Source organism: Iningainema tapete BLCC-T55 (assembly GCF_014698965.1).
Lineage (GTDB): Bacteria > Cyanobacteriota > Cyanobacteriia > Cyanobacteriales > Nostocaceae > Iningainema > Iningainema tapete.
This window is the reverse complement of sequence record NZ_JACXAE010000103.1, coordinates 1-1,576: the sequence shown is the minus strand read 5'-3', so window position 1 is coordinate 1,576 and position 1,576 is coordinate 1. Positions and strand designations below refer to the sequence as shown.

Below are 1,576 nucleotides of genomic sequence, written 5' to 3'. Positions count from 1 at the left end.
CTAGTGTGTTAATTTTGACAAAAAAATCAGGGATTTTGTTCATGCAGAAAGTATGCAAGAATTGTCAAAGACCTAAAAGCCGGAAAAAAGGCTTCAGGTTCGGGAAATCAAGGATAAGGAAGGTATTGGATAATGGAAGGGTTTAAAAGTCCGGAGCGCCGATTAGTCAAGCTGTTTCAAAAAAGTCGCTCGTCTGTGGAAAAAAAGAGCCACAGAAAAACAAAAAAAAATGCGAGGAATGGAAATTAAGATTAGAGATTTAAGTATAAGTCGAGACTTGTGGAAAGCGAAAGCAGTGGAAGCGCAACGACAGAAAGAGCAGTTGCAACAAGAACTAGAAGACTTAAAAAAAAAACTGAACCTGACAAGTCAAAAGAACTAAAAAAGAAAAATGCTCATCTACCAGAATTAAGAAATCAAGAACTAGTAGAGTTAAGACCTAAGGGACATAGTTACCTGGTGTATGTGATAGAAACGGCAATTAAATTCTTAGTAATCGGCTTAAATAGCCTCAGAGGAATTGAAAAAAACTTTGAAATATTGACAATACACTGGAGATGTTCAACACCTAATTTTAATACGATAAGACAATGGTCATTACGTTTAGGATTATACGAGTTGAATCGCCAGAAAGAGTATCGAGAAGATTGGATATTTATCTTAGATATGACGCTCGAGTTAGGAGCAGCTAAATGTTTAGTTATCCTGGGTATATCTCAAGAGAAACTAACCCGAATTATTCAAAAAGAAGTCAGAAGTTTACAACATGAAGATGTAGAAGTACTCAGCATAGAGATTATGGAGAAAACACCTGGTACTCTGATATCAGAAAAATTAAAAAAATTAGCAGAGCGGGTGGGGAATCCTGTACAAATTGTATCAGATTGGGGGAGTGATATCAAAAAAGGCATAGCCTTGTATAGACAGGATAATCCGGGAATCCTTGCTACTTATGATATCACACATAAAATGGCTAATCTCCTGAAAAAAGAGCTATTACCAGATGAAAGGTTTCAAAATTTCTTGCGGCAATGTAGCTTAACTCGTCAACAAGTTCAACAGACAAAATTATATTTTCTCATCCCTCCTAAACAAAGAAATAAGGCTCGTTATCATAACGTTGATGTTTTGATAGAATGGGCGATAAAAGTCATGAAATATGAATCACAACAGGATTTTTATTTAATTAGTACTACCTATAGTTTAGATGATGAAGCTCTATCGTTATTAAGCTCTACTTTGAGTGCAGATATTTTAACTATTCTCAAAAATATGACACCACAAGTATATGAGAACCGTAACAAGTTTACGGAAGCTCTCTTGAATCATTTAGGAAAAGAATTATGGCAAGTTCATGGGGAATTTATATGTCAGTGTTCTGATTTAGGACGGAGAAAATTTTATGCTAAGTTCGGTTGGCTCTTTGATTATCAACAAGATATTCACACTTATACTGAAATATTTACCCAGATTCGTTCTGTGCAAGTACAACTAAAAACTCAAGGATTACATTCTCAATCTTCACAAGAATGGTTGAATACTATCTCGACTTATTCTTTCACACCAAGAGGACAAA

Annotated in this window: 1 protein-coding gene; it reads left to right on the top strand. The window is 35.0% G+C overall.

Annotated features, from left to right (window positions below):
- Positions 1-279 precede the first annotated feature (279 nt).
- Positions 280-1,576 (top strand): hypothetical protein (locus tag ICL16_RS34345; RefSeq protein ID WP_190836070.1); only part of this gene is annotated, 1,297 nt, incomplete at its 3' end.